General features: G+C 59.5%; 17 protein-coding genes and 2 pseudogenes. 10 read left to right on the top strand and 9 right to left on the bottom strand.

Annotation, left to right across the window (positions count from 1 at the left end):
• Positions 1-131: 131 nt before the first annotated feature.
• Together hrpA and WLY71_RS06725 are read left to right on the top strand one after the other, a co-directional pair.
• The gene (hrpA, locus tag WLY71_RS06730; RefSeq protein WP_347802951.1) at positions 132-4,043 is read left to right on the top strand and encodes an ATP-dependent RNA helicase HrpA; all 3,912 of its coding nucleotides are present in this window, start codon (positions 132-134) and stop codon (positions 4,041-4,043) included.
• 345 nt (positions 4,044-4,388) lie between these two features.
• A complete protein-coding gene (locus WLY71_RS06725; RefSeq protein ID WP_347802950.1) occupies positions 4,389-5,510 on the top strand; it encodes a beta-ketoacyl-ACP synthase III in 1,122 nt (373 codons plus the stop codon).
• A 202-nt stretch (positions 5,511-5,712) separates the two neighbouring features.
• Here the strand turns inward: WLY71_RS06725 and WLY71_RS06720 are convergent, their stop codons facing one another.
• Positions 5,713-7,005 (bottom strand): putative porin, encoded by a 1,293-nt coding sequence (locus WLY71_RS06720; protein WP_347802949.1) that lies wholly within the window; start codon positions 7,003-7,005, stop codon positions 5,713-5,715.
• Between the two features lie 281 nt (positions 7,006-7,286).
• Here WLY71_RS06720 and WLY71_RS06715 point away from each other — a divergent pair, with 281 nt between their 5' ends.
• Positions 7,287-8,411, top strand: coding sequence for a GNAT family N-acetyltransferase (locus WLY71_RS06715; RefSeq protein WP_347802948.1), 1,125 nt, complete (start codon positions 7,287-7,289; stop codon positions 8,409-8,411).
• 16 nt (positions 8,412-8,427) lie between these two features.
• Here WLY71_RS06715 and WLY71_RS06710 read toward each other — a convergent pair whose 3' ends face one another.
• The 4 genes and pseudogenes from WLY71_RS06710 to WLY71_RS06695 form a co-directional block, all read right to left on the bottom strand.
• Positions 8,428-10,260 carry an ABC transporter ATP-binding protein gene (locus WLY71_RS06710; RefSeq protein WP_347802947.1) on the bottom strand — a complete coding sequence of 611 codons (1,833 nt, stop codon included), beginning with the start codon at positions 10,258-10,260 and terminating at the stop codon, positions 8,428-8,430.
• An 82-nt stretch (positions 10,261-10,342) separates the two neighbouring features.
• On the bottom strand, positions 10,343-10,900 hold the full coding sequence (locus WLY71_RS06705; protein ID WP_347802946.1) for a peptidylprolyl isomerase: 558 nt from the start codon (positions 10,898-10,900) through the stop codon (positions 10,343-10,345).
• Between the two features lie 3 nt (positions 10,901-10,903).
• Positions 10,904-11,709 (bottom strand): annotated as a pseudogene (locus WLY71_RS06700) (alpha/beta fold hydrolase).
• Between the two features lie 14 nt (positions 11,710-11,723).
• Positions 11,724-12,647 carry a PA3225 family LysR-type transcriptional regulator gene (locus tag WLY71_RS06695; protein ID WP_056742659.1) on the bottom strand — a complete coding sequence of 308 codons (924 nt, stop codon included), beginning with the start codon at positions 12,645-12,647 and terminating at the stop codon, positions 11,724-11,726.
• Positions 12,648-12,696: 49 nt separating this feature from the next.
• On the opposite strand from WLY71_RS06695, the gene WLY71_RS06690 reads away from it, so the two are divergent.
• Positions 12,697-13,026 (top strand): hypothetical protein, encoded by a 330-nt coding sequence (locus tag WLY71_RS06690; RefSeq protein ID WP_056742660.1) that lies wholly within the window; start codon positions 12,697-12,699, stop codon positions 13,024-13,026.
• Between the two features lie 10 nt (positions 13,027-13,036).
• Here WLY71_RS06690 and WLY71_RS06685 read toward each other — a convergent pair.
• Positions 13,037-13,156: pseudogene (locus WLY71_RS06685) on the bottom strand (DUF4381 domain-containing protein); the annotation flags it as partial.
• A 99-nt stretch (positions 13,157-13,255) separates the two neighbouring features.
• Here WLY71_RS06685 and WLY71_RS06680 point away from each other — a divergent pair.
• Complete coding sequence (locus tag WLY71_RS06680; RefSeq protein ID WP_347802944.1) at positions 13,256-13,855, top strand: FMN-dependent NADH-azoreductase; 600 nt, start codon at positions 13,256-13,258, stop codon at positions 13,853-13,855.
• 30 nt (positions 13,856-13,885) lie between these two features.
• Here WLY71_RS06680 and WLY71_RS06675 read toward each other — a convergent pair whose 3' ends face one another.
• Positions 13,886-14,203, bottom strand: coding sequence for a hypothetical protein (locus tag WLY71_RS06675; protein ID WP_347802943.1), 318 nt, complete (start codon positions 14,201-14,203; stop codon positions 13,886-13,888).
• Here WLY71_RS06675 and WLY71_RS06670 point away from each other — a divergent pair.
• Positions 14,202-15,080: a carboxylate/amino acid/amine transporter gene (locus tag WLY71_RS06670; protein ID WP_347802942.1), complete on the top strand. Its 879-nt coding sequence runs from the start codon at positions 14,202-14,204 to the stop codon at positions 15,078-15,080. The two genes, WLY71_RS06675 and WLY71_RS06670, sit on opposite strands and share 2 nt — an antisense overlap.
• Positions 15,077-15,577: a MepB family protein gene (locus tag WLY71_RS06665; RefSeq protein ID WP_347802941.1), complete on the top strand. Its 501-nt coding sequence runs from the start codon at positions 15,077-15,079 to the stop codon at positions 15,575-15,577. The genes WLY71_RS06670 and WLY71_RS06665 overlap by 4 nt, the downstream gene beginning before the upstream one ends.
• Positions 15,578-15,685: 108 nt before the next feature.
• Here WLY71_RS06665 and WLY71_RS06660 read toward each other — a convergent pair whose 3' ends face one another.
• Positions 15,686-16,984: a mechanosensitive ion channel family protein gene (locus tag WLY71_RS06660; RefSeq protein WP_347802940.1), complete on the bottom strand. Its 1,299-nt coding sequence runs from the start codon at positions 16,982-16,984 to the stop codon at positions 15,686-15,688.
• Positions 16,985-17,177: 193 nt separating this feature from the next.
• Between WLY71_RS06660 and WLY71_RS06655 the strand changes: the two genes are divergently transcribed.
• Complete coding sequence (locus tag WLY71_RS06655) at positions 17,178-18,524, top strand: DEAD/DEAH box helicase (RefSeq protein ID WP_008153197.1); 1,347 nt, start codon at positions 17,178-17,180, stop codon at positions 18,522-18,524.
• A gap of 72 nt (positions 18,525-18,596) precedes the next feature.
• On the opposite strand, the gene WLY71_RS06650 is transcribed toward WLY71_RS06655, so the two are convergent.
• Positions 18,597-18,872: a hypothetical protein gene (locus tag WLY71_RS06650; protein WP_347802939.1), complete on the bottom strand. Its 276-nt coding sequence runs from the start codon at positions 18,870-18,872 to the stop codon at positions 18,597-18,599.
• 290 nt (positions 18,873-19,162) lie between these two features.
• On the opposite strand from WLY71_RS06650, the gene WLY71_RS06645 reads away from it, so the two are divergent.
• Positions 19,163-20,869 carry a ShlB/FhaC/HecB family hemolysin secretion/activation protein gene (locus WLY71_RS06645; RefSeq protein ID WP_347802938.1) on the top strand — a complete coding sequence of 569 codons (1,707 nt, stop codon included), beginning with the start codon at positions 19,163-19,165 and terminating at the stop codon, positions 20,867-20,869.
• A gap of 25 nt (positions 20,870-20,894) precedes the next feature.
• On the top strand, positions 20,895-23,099 hold the full coding sequence (locus WLY71_RS31295) for a two-partner secretion domain-containing protein (RefSeq protein ID WP_425589915.1): 2,205 nt from the start codon (positions 20,895-20,897) through the stop codon (positions 23,097-23,099).
• Positions 23,100-23,124 lie beyond the last annotated feature (25 nt).

Genomic DNA, 23,124 nt, shown 5'->3' with positions numbered 1-23,124 from the left:
TTGGTTCCTAAATGCAAGATCAAAAGATCGCAGCCTCGTTTCACTCGTCAGCTCCTACAAGGGATCTCGTTCGTCCTTTAAATCTGCGACAATCCGCCCCCTGCGCCACTAGACGACTTATTGCGTACCTGATGACTGACGAATCGCCCTCCATCGACAAACTGCTGAAAAACCTCGATCACGCCATGCTCGCCGACCGCCACCGGCTGCGGCGGCAGTTGCTTGAGCTGCGCAAGAAACCTGACGAGGCCAAGCTGGCCCAGTGGATGACGCGCATGCAGGCGTCCTGTGATCAGGTGCTGGCGCGGCGAGCCAGTCTGCCGGTGATTCGTTACGACGACAGCCTGCCGATCGCCGCCAAGCGCGACGAAATCAAAGCAGCGCTGCTCAAGCATCAGGTGCTGATCATTGCCGGTGAAACCGGTTCGGGTAAAACCACCCAGTTGCCGAAGATCTGCCTGGAAATCGGTCGCGGCCAGCATGGCCTGATCGGCCACACCCAGCCCCGTCGAATCGCCGCCCGCAGCGTGGCGAGCCGGGTCGCCGAAGAACTGGCGACGCCGTTGGGCGCACTGGTCGGCTATCAGGTGCGGTTCGAGGATCAGAGCGATTCCAACACCCTGATCAAACTGATGACCGACGGCATCCTGCTGGCGGAAACCCAGAACGACCGCTACCTCGAACGCTACGACACGATCATCGTCGACGAAGCCCACGAACGCAGCCTCAACATCGACTTTCTGCTCGGTTACCTGAAAACCCTGCTGCCGCGTCGCCCGGACCTGAAAGTCATCATCACTTCGGCGACTATCGACCTGGAGCGCTTCTCCAAACACTTCGATGACGCGCCGATTGTCGAAGTCTCCGGCCGCACCTTCCCCGTGGAAACCTGGTATCGCCCGCTGACCCTGGAGCAAGACGAAGAGGGCAACCGCGTCGAGGACGACTTGACCGTGGATCAGGCGATCCTCGCCACCCTCGACGAAATCGCCGCGTTCGAACGCAGCGAGCGCAAGAGCCCCGGCGATGTGCTGGTGTTCCTGCCCGGCGAGCGCGAAATTCGCGACGCGGCGGACATGCTGCGCAAGGCCCAGCTCAAGCACACCGAGATTCTGCCGCTCTACGCACGACTGTCGCCGGCCGAACAGCAGCGGATTTTCCAGTCGCACCCAGGACGCCGCGTGGTGTTGGCGACCAACGTTGCGGAAACCTCGCTGACCGTGCCAGGCATTCGTTACGTGATCGACAGCGGCACCGCGCGCATCAGCCGTTACAGCTACCGCGCCAAGGTCCAGCGCCTGCCCATCGAAGCCATTTCCCAGGCCAGCGCCAACCAGCGTAAAGGTCGCTGCGGACGGGTTGAGCCGGGCATTTGCATACGCCTCTACGGCGAAGAAGATTTCATCGGTCGCCCGGAATTTACCGACCCGGAAATCCTGCGCACCAACCTCGCCGCGGTAATTTTGCAGATGCTGCATCTGCGCCTCGGCGAGATCACCGATTTCCCGTTTATCGAGCCGCCGGATGGCAAGGCGATCAGCGACGGTTTCAACCTGCTGCAAGAACTCTCGGCGGTGGACCGCAACAGCCAGCTGACCCCGCTCGGTCGTCAGTTGGCGCGGCTGCCGGTGGACCCGCGCATGGGCCGCATGCTGCTGGAAGCGGCGAAACTTGGCAGCTTGCAGGAAGTGCTGATCGTCGCCAGCGCCATGTCGATTCAGGACCCGCGCGAGCGTCCGCCGGAACGTCAGCAAGCGGCGGATCAGGCGCACGCGCAGTGGAAAGACGTGGACTCGGACTTCGCCGGGCTGGTCAATCTGTGGCGTGGTTTCGAAGAACAGCGCCAGGCGCTGACCGCCAGCCCGCTGCGCAATTGGTGCCGCAAGAACTTCCTGAATTACCTGCGTCTGCGCGAATGGCGCGACTCCCATCGGCAGTTGAGCCTGATCTGCCGCGACATGCAGTTGAGCCTCAATAAAGAGCCGGCGGATTATCCGAAACTGCACAAAGCCGTGCTCTCGGGGCTGCTCAGCCAGATTGGTCAGAAAACCGAAGACGGCGACTACCTCGGCGCCCGTCAGCGGCGCTTCTGGATTCACCCGTCATCGGGCCTCGGTAAAAAGCGTCCGCAATGGCTGATGGCCGCCGAACTGGTGGAAACCACCAAGCTCTACGCGCGCATGGTCGCCAAGATCGATGCCGACTGGATCGAACCCTTGGCCGGGCACCTGATCAAGAAAAACCACTTCGAACCCCATTGGGAGAAGAAGCGCGGTCAAGTCGTGGCGTTCGAACAGATCACTTTGTTCGGGCTGATCGTGGTCGGTCGCCGGCCGGTGCATTACGGGCCGATCGACCCGGTGGTGTCTCGTGAGTTCTTCATTCGTGAAGGTCTGGTACGCGGCGAGATTCAGTCCAAGGCCAAGTGCCTGACGGCCAATGCGCAACTGCTGGAACAGCTCGACGAACTGGAAGCCAAGGCTCGCCGTCGCGACATTCTGGCCGACGAAGAAACCCTGTTCGCCTTCTACGATGCGCGACTGCCGGCGGAGATCCACCAGACCGCGACCTTCGACAGCTGGTATCGGGTCAACAGCCAGAAAGACCCGCAGCTGCTGATCATGCGCGAAGAAGACGTGCTGGCCCGCGAGGCGAGTGAAGTCACCGCTTTGCATTACCCGGACACCCTGCACATCGGTGATCTGGAATTGGCGCTCAGTTACCACTTCGAACCGAACCACCCGCGTGACGGCGTGACCCTGCGTGTGCCGGCGCCGTTGTTGCCGATGCTGCCGCCGGAGCGCCTGGAATGGCTGGTGCCGGGCGTGATCGAGGCCAAGTGCATCGCGCTGGTGCGCAACCTGCCTAAAGCCCTGCGCAAGAATTTCGTACCGGTGCCGGACTTCGTCAAAGCCGCATTGCAGCGCATGACTTTCGCCGAGGGCTCGTTGCCTCAAGCGCTGGGCCGTGAACTGTTGCGTATGACCGGTGCGCGGGTCAGCGATGAAGCCTGGGCCGAAGCATCGCAGCAGGTCGACAGTCATTTGCGGATGAACCTGGAGATCGTCGACGGCCAAGGCAAGTTCCTGGGCGAAGGGCGTGATCTGGCGGAACTGACCGCACGCTTTGCCGAAGCCAGTCAGGCCGCGTTAGCCGTGCCGCAAACCGCGAAAAACCAGCAACCGGTGGAGCCGAAAGTGTTTGCCGCCGTCGCCGAGAAAACCCAGCAGAAGATCGCCGGGCTATCGATGACGGTGTATCCGGCGTTGGTGGAAGAGAGTGGCACGGTCAAGGAAGGACGTTTCTCGACGCCGGCCGAAGCCGAGTTTCAACATCGCCGCGCCTTGCAGCGTTTGCTGATGCAGCAACTGGCCGAACCGGCGAAGTTCCTGCGCAGCAAGTTGCCGGGGCTGACCGAATTGGGCTTGATGTACCGCGAACTGGGGCGCATCGATGCTTTGGTGGAGGACATTCTGCTGGCCAGCCTCGACAGTTGCATTCTCGACGGCGAAGACCCGTTGCCACGGGATGGCGCCGGGTTGGCATCGCTGGCCGAACGCAAGCGCGGCGGCTGGACCGAGCACGCCGAGCGCCTTGCCAAACTGACGCTGGAAATCCTCAAGCTCTGGCACGGCCTGCAAAAACGCTTCAAGGGCAAGATTGATCTGGCACAAGCCGTGGCCCTGAACGACATCAAGCAGCAACTCAGTCATCTGGTGTATCCGGGCTTCGTCCGGGAAACCCCGATGCAGTGGCTCAAGGAGTTGCCGCGTTATCTGAAAGCGGTCGAGCAGCGCTTCGAGAAAATCGGCGCTCAGGTGCAGAGGGATCGGGTCTGGAGTGGCGAGTTGTCCGGCCTGTGGACGCAATATCAAACCCGCGCCAACAAACATGCCCAGGAAGGCAAACGCGATCCGCAACTGGAGCTCTATCGCTGGTGGCTGGAGGAATACCGGGTTTCCCTGTTCGCCCAACAATTGGGAACCAAGGTGCCGATCTCCGACAAGCGCCTGAACAAGCAATGGACCCAAGTCGAACCGTAACGCCGATACTCTATGACCACCGCGATCCCCTGTAGGAGCTGCCGAAGGCTGCGATCTTTTGATCTTTCTTTATCGCTGCACCAGAAGATCAAAAGATCGCAGCCTTCGGCAGCTCCTACAAGTAGCCGTGTTACCGCGTTTCATCCTGCAAAAAGGCGCCAAAACCCAATGTTTATGGCAAACTTCGCGCCTATAAACGCCGGCCCCGCGGTTTTGAGCCTTCACAGGTCTGGGCGGATCGGAATAAAGCGATGCCAGGTTTGCGTCCCCTGACGGGAGCAGATCCTTTGTGTGTTGGTACGTCGGTGCCAACACTTTCTGCCTGAACAGATTAGAGAAACGACCATGCATAACGTCGTCATCAGCGGCACCGGCCTGTACACCCCGGCCAACAGCATCTCCAACGAAGAGCTGGTGCAGTCTTTCAATGCTTACGTCGCGCAATTCAACGCCGACAATGCCGACGCCATCGCACGCGGCGAAATCGAAGCGTTGACGGAGTCCAGCGCGGCGTTTATCGAAAAGGCGTCTGGCATCAAAAGCCGCTTTGTCATGGACAAGGAAGGCATCCTCGACCCGCAACGCATGGCGCCACGCCTGCCGGAACGCTCGAATGACGAGTGGTCGGTGCTTTGCCAAATGGCCATCGGCGCCGCCGAGCAAGCCTTGCAGCGTGCCGGCAAAACCGCCGCGGACATCGACGGCGTGATCGTCGCCTGCTCCAACCTGCAACGGGCCTATCCGGCCATCGCCATCGAAGTCCAGGAAGCCTTGGGCATCCAGGGTTTCGGTTTCGACATGAACGTCGCCTGCTCCTCGGCGACCTTCGGCATTCAGGCTGCGGCCAACAGCGTGCAACTGGGCCAGGCCCGGGCGATCCTGATGGTCAACCCGGAAGTCTGCACCGGTCACCTGAACTTCCGCGACCGTGACAGCCACTTCATCTTCGGCGATGCCGCGACTGCGGTGATCATCGAACGTGCTGACCTGGCAACGTCCAAGTACCAGTTCGACATCGTCAGCACCAAGCTGCTGACCAAGTTCTCCAACAACATCCGCAACAACTTCGGCTTCCTCAACCGCGCGGCGGAAGAGGGCATCGGTGCCAAGGACAAACTGTTCGTGCAGGAAGGCCGCAAGGTGTTCCGCGATGTCTGCCCGATGGTCGCCGAGCTGATCGCTACGCACCTGGAAGAGAACACGCTCAACATCAGCGACGTGAAACGCTTCTGGCTGCATCAGGCCAACCTCAGCATGAACCACCTGATCGTCAAGAAGCTGCTGGGCCGCGAAGCCACCGAAGAAGAAGCCCCGGTGATTCTCGACACCTACGCCAACACCAGCTCCGCCGGTTCCGTGATTGCGTTTCACAAGAACCAGGACGATCTGGCCGCCGGTTCGCTGGCAGTGCTCAGCTCGTTTGGCGCGGGTTACTCGATTGGTAGCGTGATTCTGCGCAAGCGCTGAGTTCGCCTTAAAAGATCGCAGCCTGCGGCAGCTCCTACAGGGTTAAGTAATCCCATGTAGGAGCTGCCGAAGGCTGCGATCTTTTTTTTGCACAAACAAAAAGACTCGCACTGGCGTATCGGACGGATGATGGGGACCGATACACCAGCGCGAGTCTGTAAAAGCGGCTCGGGCTTCCTTGCCCGAGTCGTGTAGCGGGGAATCAGAACTTGGCTTCAGCATCCAGTTGCAGGGTGTTGATCTTCGAATCCCGCAGGGTGGCGTTGGTGTAGTCGGAGTCAGCCATGAAGTACGTCGCGCCGAGGGCGAAGTTCTTGTCGATCTCGTAGCTCACTTTCAGCTTGCTGCCGCGCGAACCGGTGAAACCGTTGGCGAAGTCGGAGTCGGTGAAGGCGCCAACCACCGAGTTACGCTGTACGTCGCGGTAGTTGTAGTCCACTCCGAAGCCGTAGAACTTGGTCTTGACGCCGGCCAGCCAGCCCATGTCCTGATCGTTGCTCGCACTGTCGTTGTTGACAACTTGACCGTATAACGAGAGTGGCATTGGCAGGCCGCCAATATCGATCTGACCAAAGCCTTCGTACACTTTGAACTCTTCGCCCGCGCTGTTGCCGTTGATGGCCAGTGTGGCGGTGTCCTCGTCGTTGTCGTAAGCGTAGACACTGCCACCCAGCGTCATTTTCAGGTTATCAGTGATCGCGAAGCGCGCGCCCAACTGGCCAGCGTACAGACGCAGGTCGTGACGGAACTGCTTGCCTTCGCCGTCGACGTTGTCCTGGAGGGTGTAGTGGCCGGCGCTACCGAACAGCTCGGCCGTGCTGCCTAGCGGGTATTTGTAAGTCAGGGCCAGACCTTCCGGGCTGATGTCGTTATCCCAGATGATGTCACCCATGCTCACCCATGGTTGCGGCATCTTGCCGCCGATCAAGTGCAGATTCTTGATGGCAGTCGGGTGGTAGTCGACGTAGCCCTGGTCCAGCCAGATATCTTTTTTGGAGAAGTTGCCTTCCAAGCTCTGGTTGGTGGAGCGAGCATCGTTGTTGTTGCCAGTGGCGATACGAATGCCGGTGTCCACTTGCGGATTGATTTCGGTGTAGGCACCCAGGCGGACACGAATACGTTGACGATCCTGGTCGCCGGTGTTCGGTACACCATCGTTCTTGACTGTTTCCTGACGGAATCGAACATCGCCCTTGAACTGGGTCTTGGCAGCCCACGCCAGTTTCTGGTCGAAGGTACTCAGTTCATTGGTTTTCTTTGCAGTCGCCGCGATCTGCTCGTTGGTCTCTTGCTGAGCCTGACGGGCGATTTGCTGGTCTTTCTGATCCCTGGCCAGCTCGGCTTGCAGTTCGGTGTACTGCGCAGGCGAAATCGAGCCGTTTGCCTTGAGCATGTCGAGCAGTTTGGCGTCGACTGCGGCGCTGGCCGGAACACTCATGGCCAGCAGCAACCCACCACACAAGGCCGCCGCAGTTTTCGTGGAAGCAAGACGCATATCAATCTCCGAAGATGAGAGAGGATGACTGAGCCATCCAGGACACAACCGACCGTTGACGGGCGGAAAACAGTGGTCGGGCTAGAACCCGACGCTCTAAAAACAGGCGCCAGTATCGCGATGGTTTATGACAGGGCAGTGGCAATGTGATGGCATCTCGATGACGATACAAATATGGCGTACACCCTTATCCAGAGCCGTGTCGGCGGATTGCTCGTGTGGATTTTTTGGCGATGGGCGATACTCGCCGGGCTTTCACGCAAAGAAGTAGGGAAGAACTGATGCCGCTGCAACGTCTGGAAAGTCTGTCCGAAATCGCGTCGCAGACGTGGGATGCCCTGGTGCCCGAGAATCAGCCCTTTCTGCGCCACGCCTTTCTCAGCTCGCTGGAAGACAGCGGCAGCGTCGGCCCTCATTCCGGCTGGCAACCCGAGCATTTATTGCACATCGAAGGCGATTGCCTGATTGCCGCGCTGCCCAGTTATCGCAAATGGCATTCCTACGGCGAGTACGTGTTCGATCACGCCTGGGCCGATGCCTGTGAGCGTGCCGGTATCGATTACTACCCCAAGCTGCTGACGGCTGTGCCGTTCAGTCCGGTCAGCGGCCCGCGTTTGCTGGCGGCCACGCTCGAGGACGGTTTCGAACTGTTGAAAAGCCTGCCGGGCTACCTTGAAATCGAACAACTCTCCAGTGCCCACATCAACTTCACCGACCCGTTCACTGACGCAGCCTTGGCCGAGCAGCCAGGCTGGTTGCAGCGAATCGGTTGTCAGTACCACTGGCAGAATCGTGGCTATCGGGATTTTCAGGACTTTCTCGACGTCCTCAGTTCGCGCAAGCGCAAGCAGATGCGCAAGGAGCGCGAACAAGTGGCGGGGCAGGGCATTGATTTCGAATGGCTTGAAGGTAGGCAACTCGATCAGGCGCAGTGGGATTTTGTCTATGCCTGCTACGCCAATACCTACGCAGTGCGTCGGCAAGCGCCGTATCTGACGCGGGAGTTTTTCAGTTTGCTGGCCGAGAGCATGCCAGAGTCGATTCGTGTGGTGTTGGCCAAGCAAGGCTCACGGCCGGTGGCCATGGCCTTCAGTCTGGTGGGTGGCGACAGTTTTTACGGTCGTTACTGGGGCTGTCTGGCGGAGTTCGATCGTTTGCACTTCGAGACCTGTTTCTACCAGGGCATGGACTACGCGATTGCCAATGGCTTCCAGCGTTTCGATGCCGGTGCCCAGGGCGAGCACAAGTTGATTCGCGGGTTCGAACCCGTGATCACTCATTCATGGCACTACTTGCGTCATCCCGGCCTGAAAGCCGCCGTCAAAGACTTCCTGCAGCAAGAGCGCGTTGGTGTGCTGGCGTATGCCGAGGAAGCGAGGACGGCCTTGCCTTACCGGCAAGACTGATGGGGGCAAGATTGATTCAATCGATGCCGACAAATCCACCTGTCTGGTGCTGCCACAACCGCGCATACAACCCGCCATGGGCCAGCAGTTCGGCGTGGCTGCCGGTTTCGGCGATCTTGCCTTTTTCCAGCACCACCAGCCGGTCCATGCGGGCGATGGTCGAGAGCCGGTGAGCGATGGCAATCACGGTTTTGCCCTGCATCAGGGTTTCGAGGCTTTCCTGGATCGCCGCTTCTACTTCCGAGTCGAGCGCCGAGGTGGCCTCGTCCATGATCAGGATCGGCGCGTCCTTGAGCAGCACGCGAGCAATCGCAATCCGCTGACGCTGACCGCCGGAGAGTTTCACCCCGCGTTCACCGACGTGGGCATCAAAACCAGTGCGACCTTCGGAGTCCGACAACAATGGGATGAACTCGTCGGCGCGGGCCTTGTGCACCGCCTCCCAGAGTTCGGCGTCGGTGGCGTCGGGTTTGCCGTACAACAAATTGTCGCGGATCGAGCGATGCAGCAGGGACGTGTCCTGGGTGATCATGCCGATGCGCTCGCGCAGGCTTTCCTGGCCGACTTCGGCGATGTTCTGGCCGTCGATGAGGATGCGTCCGCCCTCCACGTCATAGAGGCGCAGCAGCAGATTGACCAATGTTGACTTGCCTGCGCCAGATGGACCGATCAGGCCGATTTTCTCACCGGGCTTGATGGTCAGGTTGAGGTCGCCGATGATCCCGCTCTTCTTGCCGTAGTGGAAATCCACGTGCTCGAAACGCACTTCGCCACGGGTGACCGCCAGCGGTTTGGCCTGCTCTCGATCAGTGACGCTGACCGGTTGAGAAATGGTCTGCAAACCGTCCTGAACCATGCCGATATTTTCGAAAATCCCGGTGACCACCCACATGATCCAACCGGACATGTTGACGATGCGGATCACCAGGCCGGTGGCCAGGGCAATCGCGCCTACGGTGATCATCGACTGCGTCCACAGCCACAGGGCCAGGCCGGTGGTGCCGACGATCAGCAAGCCGTTCATGCTGGTGATGACCACGTCCATGCTAGTGACCACCCGGCCGGCCAGTTGGGCTTTTTCGGTTTGTTCCTTGATCGCTTCGCGAGCGTATTGCTGCTCGAAGTTGGTGTGGGCGAACAGCTTCAGGGTGGTGATGTTGGTATAGCCATCGACAATCCGCCCCATGAGTTTGGAGCGCGCGTCGGAGGACACCACCGAACGTTCCTTGACCCGTGGCACGAAGTAACAGAGGGCGCTGATGAAGGCGACGATCCAGGTCAGCAGCGGGATCATCAGGCGCCAGTCGGCTTCGGCGAACAGCACCAGCGAACTGATCGCGTAGATCAGCACATGCCACAGCGCGTCCACCGCTTGCACGGCCGAATCGCGCAGCGAGTTGCCGGTTTGCATGATGCGTTGGGCGATGCGCCCGGCGAAGTCGTTCTGGAAAAAATTCAGGCTCTGTTTGAGCACATAACTGTGGTTCTGCCAGCGGATCAGGCTGGTCATGCTGGGGCTCAGGGTCTGGTGCACCAGCAGGTCATGCAGGCCAACAAAAATCGGCCGAAAAACCAGGGCTACCACCGCCATCCAGGCCAGCTCGATGCCGTGTTCCTTGAAGAAATCGACGTTAGGGGTGCCTTGGGTCAGGTCGATGATGCGACTCAGGTAACTGAACAGCGCCACTTCGATCAGCGCACCGATCAGACCGACGAACAGCAGGACGGCGAAACTCGGCCAGACCTGCTTCAGGTAATAGGTATAAAAAGGGAGGACCCGATCCGGCGGAGCGGCCGTCGGGGCATCGCGGAAAATGTCGATCAGTTTCTCGAAACGGCGATAAAGCATCAGTTCTCCGCCCGCGCACGGGCTCTCCTTTGAACAGTGTGAGCGGCGCACTCCGGCAACCGCTCAAGACTTCCTGTGTAGCTTAGTCGATGACTTTGGCTGACTTGATGAACACAGGGTCGGCTGGCACATCTTTCATGCCGCTTTTGGTAGTGGTCTGGGAGTTGACGATGACATCTACCACGTCCATCCCTTTGACGACTTTACCGAACACAGCATAGCCATCACCGCTGTCGAGGAAGTCATTGTCTTTGACGTTCACGAAGAACTGGCTAGTGGCCGAATCAGGATTAGAGGTGCGGGCCATGGACAGCGTGCCACGGACGTTATGCAGACCGTTTTTGGACTCGTTCTTGATCGGTGCCTTGGTTTCTTTCTGCTGCATTTGTTGAGTGAAGCCGCCGCCCTGGACCATGAAGCCCGGAATCACACGGTGGAAAATCGTGTTGTTGTAGAAGCCGCTGTTGACGTAATCAAGGAAGTTCTTGGTACTGATCGGCGCCTTGACCGGGTCCAGTTCGATCTCGATCTGGCCGTTAGTGGTTTCCAGCAGCACGTGCGGCGCCTTGGCGGGCGTTGCGGCCATCAGGTTGGCGGCAAACAGAACGGAGCCAGCGACGAGGGCGATTTTTTTCAGCATGGGTCAGTGATCCTGAGTGAGGTAGTGTCGACTGCGGTGAGAAACTCGAGCAGCGTTTGGTTGAACATTTCGGGTTGATCCAGCGGGGTGGCGTGGCGCGAATCGGCGATCACCACCAGCCGCGCATCGGGCATCAGTTTTACATAGGTTTCTTTCAGCGAGACCGGTGTGTAGTCACGGTCGGCGCTGACGATGAGGGTTGGACAGGAGACCCTCGAAAGTCGTTCCTGAACCCCCCAGCCAACGATTGCATCGAAGCTGGCGAGATAAGCATGTTTGTCGTTTTTTGCCCAGCGCTCGGCCATTTTTTGGCGCAGGTCAGCCTGTTCGGGTTTGGGGAACAGCTTGCCGCCCAGGGCCGTGCCGATGGCGCCCAGACTGAGGACGCGCATCAGGCTCCAGCGCTTGAACCACTGCCAGTAATCGTCGCGGCTGCGAAGTTTGACCTCGGGCGCGCTGTTGACGATGCACAGGCTTTTGAGCAATTGCGGCTGATCCACGGCCAGTTGAAAGCCGATCATGCCGCCCATGGACAGGCCCACGTAATGAGTGGGGCCGAGGTTCAGGTGTTCAATGAGGGCGATCAGGTCGGCGCTGAACCCGGCGATGCTGTAGCGCTCACGGGGCTTGTCGGAGCGGCCGTGGCCGCGTACATCCGGGACGATCACCCGGTAGCGGGCCGACAGCGCCGGGATCTGCTGTTCCCAGTCCAGGGTGCTGGAACCCAGCCCGTGGACCAGCAGCAACGGCGTGCCGTGGCCATATTCCTCATAGTGCAGGTTGCAACCTTCGTGTTCGAAATAGGCCATGCGTACACTCCGTATCAGGCTTGTTCTGGGGCGGCGAAAGGTGCATCCAGCGGCGCAGTGTCGAAAGTGCGCAGCAGTTCGATGAGAATCTGCGTGGCCGGACCCAAGGGTTTGTCCTTGTTCGAGTACAGGTAGAAGCTCGGGTTGCGGCTGCCACCCTGGTCCAACGGTAGCAGCTTGAGCAGACCTTCCTTGAGTTCCCGTTCAATCATGTGCCGAGGTAACCAGGCGAAACCCAAGCCGCTGCTGACAAAAGTTGCCGCGGTGGCCAGGCTGCCGACGGTCCAGCGCTGTTCCGCGCCGAGCCAGCCAACGTCCCGTGGCTGCTGGCGGCCGGAGTCGCGGATCACCACTTGCATCTGAGATTCCAGATCCTGGAAGTTCAGTTCGCGGTTCAGACGATGCAGCGGGTGTTCGGGGTGAGCGACAGCCACAAACTCTACGTCGCTCAATTCCGCGCCCAGATACCCGGGAATGCTGAAGCCAGTAATGGCCAGATCGGCCACGCCTTCGAGCAAGACTTCTTCTACCCCCGACAGCACTTCTTCGCGCAGACGCACCCGGCAGCCACGGCTTTGCGGCATGAACGCGGTCAAGGCGCGGACGAGGCGGGCGCTCGGGTAGGCGGCGTCGACCACCAGCCGTACTTCCGCTTCCCAGCCTTGTTCCATGTGATGGGCCAGGTCTTCCAGCTGACTGGCCTGTTTCACCAGTTGCCGCGAGCGGCGCAACAACACGCCACCGGCCTCGGTCAGCACCGCCTTGCGGCCGTCGATGCGCAGCAGCGGCACGCCGAGTTGGTCCTGCATGCGCGCCACGGTGTAGCTCACCGATGATTGCGAGCGGTGCAGCGCTTCGGCGGCCTGGGCGAAACCGCCGTGGTCGACCACGGCCTGTAACGTTCGCCATTGATCAAGGGTCACGCGGGGCGCTTTCATGAATAGCTCCTCTTGTCCTAAGCTGGCAGTCCTTATTGGAGACTGCTGAATGAAAAAGCTTTGTTGTGTGGTATCGGGTTGTGTGCTGCTGGCGATGCTGCCGCTGACGGCGTTTGCCTATCCGATCGACGTTGAAAAACAGCTGAACGGCTTGAGCATCGACTACAACGCGTATGACACGGATAGCGACATCGCCTCCATTCAGGTGAACAACTACGGCACCACCGATGCGGCCTGTAAGGTCGTTTTCAACAATGGCCCGGAAGCGCCACGCACCCGCAATATCGAAGTGGCCGCTGGTAAACACAAAAATGCCACCGCCAAGTTCAACCGAAGCATCATCAAGATGCGTATCAAACTGACCTGCACCCCCAAATGACATCAAGCGGTTGTGGGAGCGAGCCTGCTCGCGAAAGCGGTGTATCAGGCAACAGTGATAGCGCCTGACACGACGCCTTCGCGAGCAGGCTCGCTCCCACAGGGCATGCTCTGCTTATAAACGAATTTATTGATGGTTTATAGCAGTTATTTGTGCTTTTTCATCGATTAAACTCTGTTTAACCTTCACTCCATCGCCTTACAGCATTCTCAGATGGAGCCTACAAGCCATGTCACGTGTTCTGATCATCGAAAGCAGCGCCCGCCAGCAAGATTCGGTTTCCCGTCAACTGACCCAGACCTTCATCAGCCAGTGGCAAACCGCGCACCCGAACGACCCAATCACCGTTCGTGACTTGGCCGTCAACCCGGTGCCGCACCTGGATATCAACCTGCTGGGCGGCTGGATGAAACCTGCCGAGCAGCGCAACGACATCGAACAGGTTTCCCTGGAGCGCTCCAACCAGTTGACCGACGAATTGCTGGCTGCCGATGTACTGGTCCTGGCCGCGCCGATGTACAACTTCGCCATCCCGAGCACCCTTAAAGCCTGGCTCGACCATGTGCTGCGTGCCGGCGTGACTTTCAAGTACACCGACACCGGCCCGCAAGGTTTGCTCAACGGCAAGCGTGCCTACGTGCTGACTGCCCGCGGCGGAATCTACGCCGGCAGCCCGGCGGATCACCAGGAACCCTACCTGCGGCAGGTCATGGGCTTCATCGGGATTCACGACGTGACGTTCATTCACGCCGAAGGCATGAACCTGGGCGGTGACTTCCAGGAGAAAGGCCTGAACCAGGCCAACGCCAAGCTTTCCCTCGTCGCCTGAGGCTTTAATCGCCAGATAATCCCTTGATGTTCAAGTGACCTGGCGCAACCCCTTCAAGGCTTTACGCGCATCGAACCTCCCTTTGCACTTGTTGCTCCTGAGTGCTGTAGCCCGATTGAACGCTTTAGCGAGATCGGGCTTTTTTTTGCCCGGGATTTGTTGAATTGGCACATAACCCCTGTAGGAGCTGAGCTTGCTCGCGATAGCGGTATCACATTCAACATTGATGTTGGCTGACACACCGCTATCGCGAGCAAGCTCGCTCCCACAGGGTTTTGTATTGCCTGACGGTTCGCGATAACGGGCAAAAAACGCTATCGTCGCCGCCATTCGAAACGAGGCGAGCATGGGCTATCTACTTTTTGTCACGCTGATTCAGGCGTTTTCCTTCAGTTTGATCGGCGAATACCTGGCCGGTCATGTCGACAGTTACTTCGCGGTGCTGGTTCGAGTGGTACTGGCGGGGCTGGTGTTCATTCCGTTGACCCGCTGGCGCTCGGTTGAACCGGCGTTCATGCGCGGCATGCTGCTGATCGGCGCGTTGCAGTTCGGGGTGACTTACGTCTGCCTGTACCTGAGCTTTCGGGTTTTGACGGTGCCGGAGGTGTTGCTGTTCACCATCCTCACGCCGCTGCACGTGACCTTGATCGAAGACGCGCTGAACCGGCGCTTCAATCCGTGGGCGTTGATCGCGGCACTGGTGGCGGTGATGGGCGCAGCGGTGATTCGCTACGACCGGATCAACCCGGATTTCTTCATGGGCTTTCTGCTGCTGCAACTGGCCAACTTCACCTACGCCGCCGGGCAAGTGCTTTATAAGCATCTGGTGGCTCGTCACCCGAGCGATCTGCCGCACTACCGGCGCTTCGGCTACTTCTACCTCGGCGCATTGGCGGTGGCGCTACCGGCGTTCCTGCTGTTCGGCAAACAGAACTTCCTGCCCGAAGCGCCACTGCAATGGGGCGTGCTGGTGTTCCTCGGCCTGATCTCGACTGCGCTCGGTTTGTACTGGTGGAACAAGGGCGCGTGCCTGGTGAACGGCGGGACGCTCGCGGTGATGAACAACCTGCATGTGCCGGTGGGGTTGCTGATCAATCTGCTGATCTGGAATCAGCATGAAGAGCTGGGGCGGTTGTTCCTGGGTGGGTCGGTGATTTTGATGGCGGTGTGGATCAGTCGGTTGGGCGTCAGGCGAGAAGTGCTGCCATTGCGGGAACGGCCATGACGGACCTGATCGCTGCCATCGAGCAGATCTACAAGCCCGCAGGCATGACATTAACGGATGAAGCTCGGCGCGAGGAGGAGAGTGCCGACTACGGCGCCTGCCGCTTTGGCCTCGATGGCCAGGCGATGGTCTTCCGCGTAGCGAAAACCACGCCGACCAAGATTGGCCAATTCGTCACGCTCTGGAAGCGGCCAACGCCTGCCAGCGAGATTGCACCGCTCGACACCGGCGATGGCGTCGCCTTTGTGGTGGTGAGCGTTGCTGATGAAACCCATCGCGGGCAGTTTGTGTTTGACCAGAAGATACTCGCCGCCAAGGGTGTCATGTCGATTGATGGCGAAGGTGGCAAGCGGGCGATTCGCGTGTATCCGCCGTGGTCCAGGCCCGTCGCTAAACAAGCTATGAAGACGCAGCAGTGGCAGTTGAAGTATTTCCTCGCGCTTGACCAAAGCGGTAATGCCGACCCCGTTCAGGTACGCCGACTCTTTGGGCGCTAAGCCCATGTGGGAGCGAGCTTGCTCGCGATGGCGGTGTGACAGGCAACATTGATGTCGACTGACACTCAGCCATCGCGAGCAAGCTCGCTCCCACAAGGGATCTCAGTGTTACATGACGTGTTTTTCGGCCTCGGGAATGTGGCTAGAACCCAGCAGCGCCGGCAATAACCCAGCCCGCAAATCCCCGCCACTGGGCTGCTGATAAAGGCTCAAGCCAAACTCCGGCAACACCGCCAGCAGGTAATCGAAAATATCCCCCTGAATCCGCTCGTAATCCGCCCACACGGTGGTGCGGGTGAAACAGTAGATTTCCAGCGGAATCCCCTGAGCGGTGGTCTGCATCTGGCGGACCATGCAGGTCATGTTCGACTGGATTTCCGGGTGACTCTTCAGGTACGCCAATGCATAGGCGCGGAAAGTCCCGATATTGGTCATCCGCCGACGGTTAGCCGACATCGCTGCAACGTTGCCCTGCGCTTCGTTCCAGGCCTTGAGTTCAGCCTGCTTGCGGCTGATGTAGTCGGTCAGCAGATGCACCTGGGACAGCTTCTGCTCTTCGTCATCGCGGATGAATCGCACGCCACTGGCGTCGATGAACAGGCTGCGCTTGATCCGTCGTCCACCGGATTGCTGCATGCCGCGCCAGTTCTTGAACGACTCGGACATCAGGCGCCAGGTCGGAATCGAAACAATCGTTTTATCGAAATTCTGCACCTTGACCGTATGCAGCGTGATGTCGACCACGTCACCGTCGGCGCCGACTTGCGGCATCTCGATCCAGTCGCCGACTCGCAGCATGTCATTGCTGGTCAGCTGCACGCTGGCGACGAACGACAGCAGGGTGTCCTTATAGACCAACAGAATCACCGCCGACATGGCGCCCAGACCCGACAGCAGCAATAGCGGCGAACGGTCGATGAGGGTGGCAACGATGATGATCGCGCCAAACACGTACAAGACCATTTTCGCCAGTTGCACGTAGCCTTTAATCGAACGGGTACGGGCATGCTCGGTGCGCGCGTAGATGTCGAGCAGGGCGCTGAGCAGGGCACTGACCGCTAACAGCAGGAACAGAATGGTGAATGCCAGCGCGACGTTTCCGAGGAAGATCAGACTGGTCTTGCCCAGCTCCGGCACCAGGTGCAAGCCGAACTGGATCACCAGCGAGGGTGTGATCTGCGCCAGACGATGAAAAACTTTGTTATGCCGAAAGTCATTGATCCAGTGCAACGCGGGCTGGCGACCGAGCATTTTGGTCGCATGCAGAATGAGGTAGCGCGCCACTCGTCCGAGGACCAGCGCAATCACCAGCAATAGCACCAATGCCAGGCTGGAATGCAGGAGCGGGTGCTGATCAAGGGCACCCCAAAGGTCTTGGACGTTGAGCCAGAGCTGTTTGATATCCATGGGCAAAAACGGTTCTTCTGTAGGACGCGACGGGGCGATTAGAGCATTTAAGACGCTTTGGATGACGTTTGAGGACAAAAGACGCAACAAAAAAACCACTGTTTAGCGCCGTTTGTATAAAGAAACTCGGCCTGAGCGCTCGAAACCGTTACCCTATGCAGCTGTTTTTTTGTATTTCTTCGAGGTAGCACCCGTGTTTTCCCAATTCGCCCTGCACGAACGCCTGCTCAAAGCCGTGGCCGAGCTTAAATTTGTCGAGCCAACGCCTGTGCAAGCAGCGGCTATTCCGCTGGCGCTCCAAGGGCGTGACCTGCGGGTGACAGCGCAAACCGGTAGCGGCAAAACCGCTGCATTCGTTTTGCCGATCCTCAACCGTCTGATCGGCCCGGCGAAAGTCCGCGTCAGCATCAAGACCCTGATCCTGCTGCCGACCCGCGAGCTGGCCCAGCAAACCATCAAGGAAGTCGAGCGTTTCGCTCAGTTCACCTTCATCAAGTCCGGCCTGATCACCGGCGGTGAAGACTTCAAGGTCCAGGCTGCCATGCTGCGCAAGGTGCCGGACATCCTGATCGGTACGCCGGGCCGGATGATCGAGCAACTGAACGCCGGCAACCTCGACCTCAAAGAAGTCGAAGTACTGGTCCTCGACGAAGCCGATCGCATGCTCGACATGGGTTTTGCCGAAGACGTCCAGCGTCTGGTGGAAGAGTGCACCAACCGCCAGCAGACCATGCTGTTCTCTGCCACCACCGGTGGTTCGGGCCTGCGCGAGATGGTCGCCAAGGTGCTGAACAACCCTGAGCACCTGCAGCTCAACAACGTCAGCGATCTGAATGCGACCACCCGCCAGCAGATCATCACCGCTGACCACAACCAGCACAAAGAACAGATCGTGAACTGGCTGCTGGCCAACGAGACCTACCAGAAGGCCATCGTGTTCACCAACACCCGGGCCATGGCCGACCGTATCTACGGCCGCCTGGTGGCGCAGGAATACAAAGCGTTCGTCCTGCACGGTGACAAAGACCAGAAGGATCGCAAGCTGGCCATCGACCGTCTGAAGCAGGGCGGCGTGAAAATCCTCGTCGCCACCGACGTCGCCGCTCGCGGCCTCGACGTGGAAGGCCTGGACCTGGTGATCAACTTCGATATGCCGCGCAGCGGCGACGAATACGTTCACCGCATCGGTCGCACCGGCCGTGCCGGCAACGATGGCCTGGCCATCTCGCTGATCTGCCACGGCGACTGGAACCTGATGTCGAGCGTCGAGCGCTACCTCAAGCAGAGCTTCGAGCGCCGCACCATCAAGGAAGTCAAAGGCACCTACGGCGGACCGAAAAAGGTCAAGGCCTCGGGCAAAGCCGTTGGCGTGAAGAAGAAAAAGGTCGACGCCAAGGGCGACAAGAAGAAAACCGGCGCCAAGGCCCCGACCAAACGCAAAATCGCCAACCGCCCGAAGACCGACGCTCTGTCGCTGGTCAGCAAGGACGGCATGGCCCCGCTCAAGCGCCGCAAGCCGGAAGCACCGGCTGCTGAATAAAGCGCCTCGGCAAGCCCATAAAAAAACCGGACAAATGTCCGGTTTTTTTATGCCTGAAATTCCTGAATTTGATTAACTCTCGGCTTTCTTCTCCGCCGAACTCAGTTCCTTCAATCGCTGATCGATCAACTGGCACTTGTCCGGCAGATCCTTGCTGGCCGTCTCCAGATCCATTTTCTGCAGCTCAGCGTTGATCTCCTTGGCCTTGGCCGGATTTTGTTCGGTGAGCTTGGTCACTTCCTTGGCTAATTGTTCGCGTTTTTCAGTGGCTTCCTCGGGGGTGCAAGCCCAAGCGGGGAGGGCGTAGGCGAGGGTTGCGGCGAGGGTGAGTTTCAGCAGGGTTTTCATCGGTCAGGCCTCGGTTCCGTGTCGGGCGGTTAATCGGTTGAGGCCGCGTGGATGTGAAAGTTCACTCATGATTAACCCCGTAGAACGGTCCTCGGAACCTTCCTACCTGTTCCTGACGCTTTCGACATCACTTCAAGACATTTCCCGCTATTGCGCCGGAACCGTCCGGTTTAGGTGTTTCCGCTCGTCAATTGCGCTCTCTGGATCCAACCATTCATTGACGCCAGAATAGTGGCCATCTAATATCGCGCCACTATTGTGCTATCATCCTCCATTTCGAGGGATCGAAAATGTACCCACCCGCCCTCGTGGCGAGGTTGTGCCTGGCTTTGCTGTGCCTTTCTCCGCTGAATCTTGCTCACGCCGCCCCGACCCCCGGTGAAACCGACCTCATCCGCGAACGCCAGGATCGCCTGCTCGAAGAGCAGCGTCGGCGTCTCGAAGAGCTCAAGGAATTACCCGGCAAGGAAGCCAAGCCTGCCGCACCGACGGCGCCCGCTGATACCCGTTGTTTTCCGATCAAAGATATCGAACTCAAAGGCGCCGACAGTCTCTCCGAGAGCGAGAAAAATCGTCTGCTCAAGCCGTACATCGGCGAATGCCTGGGTGTTACCCAGCTCAACGAACTGCTGAAAGTCATCACCGACCACTACATCGAAAAAGGCCTGGTCACCAGTCGTGCCTACTTGCCGCAGCAGGATTTATCCGGCGGGCATCTAAAGGTGCTGGTGGTCGAAGGTAAGCTCGAAGGCTTGAAAGGCGCGGAGGGCAGCAAGCTGTCGGACCGCGAACTGGGCATGGCTTTTCCCGGCAAGACTGGCGAGTTGGTCAACCTGCGAGAAATCGAGCAACTGGTCGATCAACTCAACCGTTTGCCATCGAATCAGGCGCAGATGGAGTTGGCGCCGGGCAAGGCCGTCGGTGGCAGCGAAGTGTTGGTCAAGAACACGCCGCAAAAGCCCTGGCGTGCCGGGTTGTCCCGCAGCAACGACGGCCAGCGCAGCACCGGCGAGCAGCAGTGGGGCACGACATTTGATTGGGACAGTCCGCTGGGGTTGGCGGATCAGTTGATGTTGCGCGGCGGTCACGATGCGATGACCGATCACCAGCACACCTCCAACAACGCGATGCTCAATTACAACCTGCCCTGGGGCTGGTGGAATTTCAGTTACACCTACAGCCAGAGTGAGTACCGCTCGCAGGCTCAAGCCAATGGCTTCAATTTCAAGCAGACCGGCGATAGCCAAAACCATCAGCTGCGCGCCGAGCGGGTGATCCATCGCGATGCCGTGAGCAAGACATCCCTCAGCACCGGTCTCTCGTACCTGCGCACCAACAACTTCATCGAAGACAGCAAGCTCAAGCTGAGCAGCAACCGCATCAGTGAAGCGCAGTTCGGCATCAACCACGGTCGGCGAGTCGGCAGCGCGTTCGTCAACATTGACCTCGGCATGCAGGAAGGCATCGGCGCATTTGATGCTCAGGGTAATGGCGATCCAGGTCCCGGCGAACCGAACGCTCGCTACCGCAAATACACCGCGACTGCGAGCTACCTGCAACCGTTCAAGGTGTGGGGCGAGTCGTTCAGTTTCAGCAGCCTGATGACCGGCCAGCGCAGTGAAGACGTGCTGTTCAGTCCGCAGCGCACCAGCCTCGGCGGGCAGTCGTCGATCCGTGGTTACAAGGATCAATCCTTGTCCGGCGACAGCGGCGGTTACTGGCGCAACGACCTGCGCTGGAGCCGCCCGGTGACACTGGAATGGCTGCGCCCGGTGTTCGCCGAATACGGCACCAGCCTCGGTTACGACCAAGGCGTGATTCGTGGCGATCGCTACAACGGCGATCAGCACGGGCGCATGTCCAGCAACTCCGTGGAGCTGTTCGCCCGGGGGCAGCACCTGGCCGCCAGCGTGACCTTTGCCCATTCCCTGGAACGTCCGGACACCCTGACCGAGCGCGAAGCGCCGATCTATTTCCGCGTGGATTTCTTCCTCTAAATTCTGCTTTAAACGAGATTCGATCATGGACGTTCGCCAACTGGCCTTTCTGGCCGGCCAACCCGCTGCTGCCGTAAAAAACCGTGAACACTTCTGGGGCATGCCCAAGCGCGGGTTGGCGTTCCTGTTGGCCAACGTGATGTTCTGGCAACCAATGTGGGCCCAGGCCGAGGGGATCGTTGTGGCCACGCCGGGCACCAGTCTCGGTCAGGCGGGCAACGGGGTGCCGATCGTCAATATCGCCACGCCGAATGGCACCGGGCTGTCGCATAACCAGTTCCACGATTACAACGTCGGCACCCAGGGTGTGATCCTCAACAACGTCGCCGCGCAGACCGGTGCGACACAACTGGGCGGCATCATCGTCGGCAACCCCAACCTGACCAACCGGATCGCGGCGCAAACCATCCTCAACGAAGTGGTCGGCGGCAGCCCGAGCCAGTTGCGCGGTTACACCGAAGTGGCGGGACAGTCGGCGCGAGTGATCGTCGCCAACCCGTATGGCATCAGTTGCAACGGTTGCGGTTTCATCAACACTCCGCGCGTGACCCTCACCACCGGTAAACCGGTGCTGGACAACGGTCGACTGGACCGCTTCCAGGTCGATCAGGGCAGCGTCTCCATCGACGGCTCCCGGCTGAACGCCAGCAACGTCGACCGCTTCGAAATCATCACCCGCAGCGCGAAGATCAATGCCGAGATTCAGGCGAAGAACCTGACGATTGTCGCCGGTCGCAACGATGTCAATGCGCAGAGCCTCAATGCTACCGCTCGCGCCGATGACGGCAGTGCCAAACCGCAATTGGCCATCGACTCGTCGGCGCTGGGCGGGATGTACGCCGGGGCGATCAAACTGGTCGGCACCGAGTCGGGTGTCGGGGTGAAACTCGACGGCAAACTGATCGCCAGCGGTGGCGATATTCAGCTCGATGCCAACGGCCACTTGAGTCTGGTCGACACCTCGGCGACTAACGGCGCGGTCAATGTCAAAGCTGCCAGTCTCGATGCACGCGGTCCGGTCTATGCGGGCACGGCGCTAAACGTACAAACCCAAGGCAACCTGAGCAACCAGCAAACCCTCGCCGCCCGCGACAGCATCACCCTGAGCGCTGGCGGGCAGTTGACCAACAACGGCATCCTCGAAGCCGGGGTCAACACCGACGGCAGCCGCAACGCCAGCGGCGATGTGAGCCTGACCGCGCAGAGCCTCAACAACACCGGAAAAAGCGTGGTGGCCAGCCGTAATCTGACGGTGAATACCGCACAGACCTTGAGCAACCAGGGCGGCACGCTGAGCGGGCAAAGCACCAACATCACCGCCGGGACGCTGGATAACCAAAACAATGGACGGGTGTTGAGCACGGGCGCGCTGAACATCGCGGCCAATCAGGTGCTCAACGCCAAAGGCGTGATCAACAGCACGGGCAATTTGACGGGCACTATCGGTCAGCTGAACAACAGCAACGGCGAGATTTCCAGTACCAGCATCACCCGGCTCAACACGATCACACTGAACAACCGCAACGGCCAGGTCCTGGGTGACCTTGGCTTGAACATCGACCTCAGCGGCGCGCTGGATAACCGCGATGGTGTGCTGGGCACGGGCAAGGCGCTGGACCTTAAAGCCGCCAGCCTCGACAACCGTGACGAAGGCGTGGTGGTCAGCGGCGGTAGCCTCACCGCGCGCATCGGCGGTTTGCTGGATAACCGGAACAAGGGCGAAATCACCGCCAAAGGCGCAATCGATGTACGCACCGGCAGCCTCGATAATCGCGGGGGCAAAGTCACCGGCAAAGACACGCTGACCGTCAGCAGCGACTCGGCCGATAATCGCGGCGGAGTGACCCAGGCCGACAAGCATCTGAAACTGCAGATTGGCCAACTGGATAACCGCGACAAGGGCTTGATCAGCGGCAAGGCCGGCATCGCCTATGACGGTACTCGCCTGGACAATAGCGGGGGCCTGCTGAGTGCCGTGGGCCCGGTCACCCTCAAAGCCGATGAAGTGCAAAACACGGCGGGGCGGATCTCCAGCCAGAGCGACCTCACCGCTATCATCGGTCTGTTGCAACAACAAGGCGGCGCACTGGTCGCCCAGGGCAACCTGAGCCTGACCGGCGCCACCTTCGATAACCGCCAGGACGGTCTGGTCGCTGCGACAAAAGCGCTGAAAATCGATGTTCAGCAGATCGACAATCGCGCCGGCAAACTGTCCAGCACCTTGGGCTGACCCTCAACGCGGAGCACCTCAACAA

This window comes from Pseudomonas rossensis (assembly GCF_039888995.1).
GTDB lineage: Bacteria > Pseudomonadota > Gammaproteobacteria > Pseudomonadales > Pseudomonadaceae > Aquipseudomonas > Aquipseudomonas rossensis.
The sequence above is the reverse complement of the archived record's forward strand: the minus strand, read 5'-3'. Positions and strand labels throughout refer to the sequence as shown.

Excerpts from the sequence above, each read along its gene's own strand:
- hrpA (WP_347802951.1), top strand. The coding sequence starts at position 132 with ATGACTGACGAATCGCCCTCCATCGACAAACTGCTGAAAAACCTCGAT.
- WLY71_RS06725 (WP_347802950.1), top strand. The coding sequence starts at position 4,389 with ATGCATAACGTCGTCATCAGCGGCACCGGCCTGTACACCCCGGCCAAC.
- WLY71_RS06720 (WP_347802949.1), bottom strand. The coding sequence starts at position 7,005 with ATGCGTCTTGCTTCCACGAAAACTGCGGCGGCCTTGTGTGGTGGGTTG.
- WLY71_RS06715 (WP_347802948.1), top strand. The coding sequence starts at position 7,287 with ATGCCGCTGCAACGTCTGGAAAGTCTGTCCGAAATCGCGTCGCAGACG.
- WLY71_RS06710 (WP_347802947.1), bottom strand. The coding sequence starts at position 10,260 with ATGCTTTATCGCCGTTTCGAGAAACTGATCGACATTTTCCGCGATGCC.
- WLY71_RS06705 (WP_347802946.1), bottom strand. The coding sequence starts at position 10,900 with ATGCTGAAAAAAATCGCCCTCGTCGCTGGCTCCGTTCTGTTTGCCGCC.
- WLY71_RS06695 (WP_056742659.1), bottom strand. The coding sequence starts at position 12,647 with ATGAAAGCGCCCCGCGTGACCCTTGATCAATGGCGAACGTTACAGGCC.
- WLY71_RS06690 (WP_056742660.1), top strand. The coding sequence starts at position 12,697 with ATGAAAAAGCTTTGTTGTGTGGTATCGGGTTGTGTGCTGCTGGCGATG.
- WLY71_RS06680 (WP_347802944.1), top strand. The coding sequence starts at position 13,256 with ATGTCACGTGTTCTGATCATCGAAAGCAGCGCCCGCCAGCAAGATTCG.
- WLY71_RS06670 (WP_347802942.1), top strand. The coding sequence starts at position 14,202 with ATGGGCTATCTACTTTTTGTCACGCTGATTCAGGCGTTTTCCTTCAGT.
- WLY71_RS06675 (WP_347802943.1), bottom strand. The coding sequence starts at position 14,203 with ATGCTCGCCTCGTTTCGAATGGCGGCGACGATAGCGTTTTTTGCCCGT.
- WLY71_RS06665 (WP_347802941.1), top strand. The coding sequence starts at position 15,077 with ATGACGGACCTGATCGCTGCCATCGAGCAGATCTACAAGCCCGCAGGC.
- WLY71_RS06660 (WP_347802940.1), bottom strand. The coding sequence starts at position 16,984 with ATGGATATCAAACAGCTCTGGCTCAACGTCCAAGACCTTTGGGGTGCC.
- WLY71_RS06650 (WP_347802939.1), bottom strand. The coding sequence starts at position 18,872 with ATGAAAACCCTGCTGAAACTCACCCTCGCCGCAACCCTCGCCTACGCC.
- WLY71_RS06645 (WP_347802938.1), top strand. The coding sequence starts at position 19,163 with ATGTACCCACCCGCCCTCGTGGCGAGGTTGTGCCTGGCTTTGCTGTGC.
- WLY71_RS31295 (WP_425589915.1), top strand. The coding sequence starts at position 20,895 with ATGGACGTTCGCCAACTGGCCTTTCTGGCCGGCCAACCCGCTGCTGCC.